At 66.9% G+C, this 4,013-nt stretch carries 3 protein-coding genes and 1 pseudogene; all 4 read right to left on the bottom strand.

Translation table 11 applies throughout. The annotated features are described in order from the left end of the window. Positions 1 to 378: 378 nt before the first annotated feature. The gene (locus tag ACWEO7_RS38395) at positions 379 to 1,164 is read right to left on the bottom strand and encodes an SRPBCC family protein (RefSeq protein WP_397080765.1); all 786 of its coding nucleotides are present in this window, start codon (positions 1,162 to 1,164) and stop codon (positions 379 to 381) included. A gap of 49 nt (positions 1,165 to 1,213) precedes the next feature. Continuing rightward, on the bottom strand, positions 1,214 to 2,200 hold the full coding sequence (locus ACWEO7_RS38390) for an Acg family FMN-binding oxidoreductase (RefSeq protein ID WP_452430633.1): 987 nt from the start codon (positions 2,198 to 2,200) through the stop codon (positions 1,214 to 1,216). Positions 2,201 to 2,546: 346 nt separating this feature from the next. Continuing rightward, complete coding sequence (locus tag ACWEO7_RS38385; protein ID WP_397080769.1) at positions 2,547 to 3,071, bottom strand: flavodoxin domain-containing protein; 525 nt, start codon at positions 3,069 to 3,071, stop codon at positions 2,547 to 2,549. Between the two features lie 244 nt (positions 3,072 to 3,315). Next, a pseudogene (locus ACWEO7_RS38380) lies at positions 3,316 to 4,013 on the bottom strand (ABC transporter permease); the annotation flags it as partial.

The raw sequence follows: 4,013 nt of genomic DNA, 5'->3' as shown, positions 1-4,013 counted from the left end.
CTGGACCTCGACATGGTGCGCCGATGACCGAGCCGTGGGCCGTGGTCATCGGCGTCGGCAACGAATACCGCGGAGACGACGGGATCGGTCCGGCCGTCGCCTCCTAGGTCGGAGGACTCGGCATTGCGGAGTTCGAGTGATCCTATCGGGCAGTGAACCAACGAGCATCGTCATACCTGGCGGGTATGGACCTCGCCGTGGTGATCGACGCGGTGCGGTGCGAGCCGTTGGTCCACGGAGACGTCGCAGGGGTGCTCGGTCCTGGGCCTGGTCGTCGTCGCCGGTGCACCACCGGCCCGGCGGGGTAGCGGCGCGACCGTCGATGTGCGTGCCACAGCCGGTCTATGCCGCAGGTACGGCACTCGATGAGGGAGCACATCAGCGCTGTTTCTCGGGGCCTGCGACGGTGGGCGGGCCGTGGCGTGGGCGTTGCAGCACGGCGAATCCGGGAGTTGTGGCCGCGGCGGGGCGGCTTTTGTCATCTCTGGTCGGTGTTCCCGTCCATGCCTCCGCGCGCTGTTTGATACCGCGCAGCATCTTGCGCTCCATCACCAGACTGGCCACCATCACGAGAACGATGACGACGCGCGTGAACGTGGAGGCGCCCGTCAGCGCAATGCGATTGCGGCTCACGAGCCGAGTCGCCGCGCCCATTGGATAGAGGCTGAATTCCCAGATCCAGCAGGCGTCTTCGGAAGTGAAGACCAATGAGCGTTCATGTTCGAGGATCGCGACACGCATACGCGCACCGGTCTCGCCGACCGGGAAACTTTCTCCGACCGTTAGGTTTTGGAACTCCGGTAAGATCTCGTCGGCGCTGTGCATATCGACGCCGAGCAGGTTCTCGACCCAGTCGTAGGTATACGCGCCGCCGCGGCCGGGGCCCAGCTGAACCAGCCACGGCCAGATCGCGTCGGCGCCCGCGCAGATCGTGATAGCGCGAGTCGAGACGATATCGGCGTCCACCAGTAGATCGTCACCGGGCATGACCCGCGCGATCTCTTCCCCCGAGGCTCCCCAGGTCAACCATTTGGTGCGCAACCGGTGTCCGGTCGGCAGTCCTATTGCTGATCGAACGGTTGCGGCAAGCCTCAGCGTATCCATGATGTCCGACTTCTCCTCGAATTCGAGACGTGCACGTGCGACGGTGACCAGCGACGACACTGGCCTAGCGGAAGCGGACGGAGCGCGGCGATGGACGAGCTCGATCCTGCTATCGGGCGGATCGGAGAATTTCCAGGACCTCACTGAGCGGTCGGCGTGCAGTTGCCGGAGCGTTCGACTCCGATTCGGGTGCGATACCAACGCGAATCAACGCCTGGGGCAGGCCGGAGTGGCCGGTCAACTCCCGGACCACGGCACGGCTGCTCGGCACCTCGGTCAGGTGGGTCAACGGACAGGTCGCGAACCCGGCGAGCGTGCACTCCAGTAACACCGTGGACAGCACCTCCCCGCAGCGCACCAGGTCCTCGGGTGTGTCGCGGTCGGTGGACAGCACGAGAATCACCGAGTGGTCCTCGGTGATTTCGCCGCGCCGGTCGCCGCTGGTGGTCGGGAACTTCCGGCCCACGCTGACTCGCTGCCGTTCCTCCTGGGAGATCAGCGCGTCGCTGGGCACACCCGCGTCGCCGATCGTGTGCCCGGTCCACCACTGCAGTTCGGCGTGGTATCCGGCATCGTAGCGGCGGAGCGCAGCGCTCATCTCCGAGGCGCGTGCGAGGCTGGGGCGGCAGTCGTCACCCAGCACATCGAGTGTGGCGTCGATGGGATCGAAGGTCGACCGTAGGACCTCTTCGAAGTCGGGCCATCCGATCGGCGCCTGGAACGGCAGCCGGTCGGTGTGCCGCCGCGGGATGGCGTCGGCGCGAGCACGGTCGCCGTCGGTAATGATGGGAGCCCGGTCGAACGTGATATTGGCCAGGTGTTCGCGGCGGTTCGGATCTGGGAAGCGTGCGACGTGGATGCGCCAGCCCACCGCGGCCATCGCAACCCTCAGATGGTCCAGCGCGATTCCGCAGCTGATCAGCATCTGCCTGCCGGATTTGTCCGTCGCCGGAAGCATGCGTTCGGGTACAGCGAACAGCCGCAGGACGTCGCCGTCGAATGTCCAGTGCCAGGGTTGGCTGTTGTGCAGCGACGGCGCCCGCCCGGCGAGCGATACGGCCTTCTCGATGGTTTCCCCGGGCGGTGGCTGGTTCATACCGTCACGGTAGGGATCGAGAGGCGATGTCCGGAGGAGTCGTAGGTCCCGAATCTCACCGCAGGTTGTCCCCAGTCGGCCGAGTGTGCCGGGACCGGTCCCGACGAGCAGTTGCGCGCCGCGCAGCACCGGGATCGGCGGGCTGCCGTCGGCGCCGACGGCGACAGGTCCGTCGGTGCGGGCACGTGCTGACTCGGCCGCACATTGGGCAGCCGCTGAGACGGCCACGGCTATGAGCATCGGACGCACGGACACGGAACCGCTGGTGTGTCGAGCGCAATGCGGTCGCCGACCACTTCCGATGGTCATCCATCCTTTGCGAACACAGATCTGCGTCGGTGCACCGTCAGGTGTGGTGCCTCCTTCGGTCGAGTTCGGTGTGCGCAATCCGGCCCGCCCACGCCCGAGCGCGGTCCAGCTCGCCCGGTATGAGCGGGCCGGTCGTATCGTCGACAAGAAAATCCACCGGCTGATCGGCGAGCGAATAGCCCAAGCGGCACAGCCGTTTTCCGATACCGCGTGCGGCCGAGCCCGGCAGCCAGGGCGGTTTGGCGACCTTCGTGCCGAAGGCCAACGCGCGGTGGCCCGGCGATACCGGCAGTGCGGCCGCGAGCCATTCCCGTACCCCGAGGTCGGTCGCGATCGGAGCATCGGTGAGCTTGGCGGCATCGCGACGCGTCTGCGAGCGGCTGAGCCCGAAGGCGTGAGTAGGGGCGCCGACCACGAGCAGGTTCACCGTCGCACACACCTCTGCCGCCGCCACCACGTTCACGACTTCTACTTCGGCATGCTCACGCAGTCCCTGTTCGATGGCTTCCGCGATCGCGGCGGTGTTGCCGAACATCGATTCGTAGACAATTCGCGCGCGCATGACGATGTTCTCCTCTGCGCTGTATCAGGTGAAGGACTCCGACGGTAGGGCGGCGGAGAGAGGCCGCGACAGAGTCGAACCGATCATCGCCATGGGACTTTCGCCATGGCGTGCGGCGACCATGACCAGCGCCCAACCGTGTTCCATCGGACCCAGGGGCCTCGATGATTCTCTTTCGCTTTCGATGACGCCCGAGTACCCGCCCGGGGAGCGACCGCGTGTTCGCCAGCTGACGGAGGCCGGGTCAATACCCGACGTCGCGGCGGCGAAAACCGGCGACAGCGATCAGCAGCGCGGCCGAAGCGGTCAAGATGATCAGGACTATGGGCGTGGCGGTGACGGGGTGCAGCGGGGCTTTCGGAAGGTGGGTGAACGGTGAGGCGTCGTCGAACCAGTCGGGCAGATCGAAAGCAGTCGTGAAGAGCAACGCCACGGCGCAGTAGGCGAAGGCGGCCCATGCCGCGGCTACAGCCGCTCTCGGAGCCCAGCCGACGCCCAGCGCCGCGACGGCGATCACCGACCAGACCGCTGGTAGGTACGCCAGCGCCACCCCGGACATGCGCAGCGCCTGTCCGAAATCGGAGATCGTCAACCCATAGGTCACACCGACGGCGAAACCGCCGACGGCCAGTATGAGTGCGCCGCCCCCCAAAGCGATGGCGAGATGGCTCGCCAACCAGCGATACCGGCTGACCGGAGCGGCCAGCAGCGACTCGGCCCGTCCCGCGGTCTCCTCCCCACGCGCGCGCAGCACACTGGCGACGCCGAACGCGGCAGTGAGCAGCGCGACGATCGACACCGTCAGGGACAGATACGAGTTCACCGCGTCGGCCGCACCGCCGGGAAGGTAGGCGGCGATTTCGGGGTTGTCGGCCAGGTAGTCGTCGATGCTCTCGGTGAACGAGCCGTAGGCGGCCCCCAGCGCGAACACGCCCACGGCCC

The sequence above is a fragment of the Nocardia sp. NPDC004260 genome (assembly GCF_053603155.1).
Note: the sequence above shows the minus strand (reverse complement) of the source record. Positions and strands in the feature narration are given on the sequence as shown.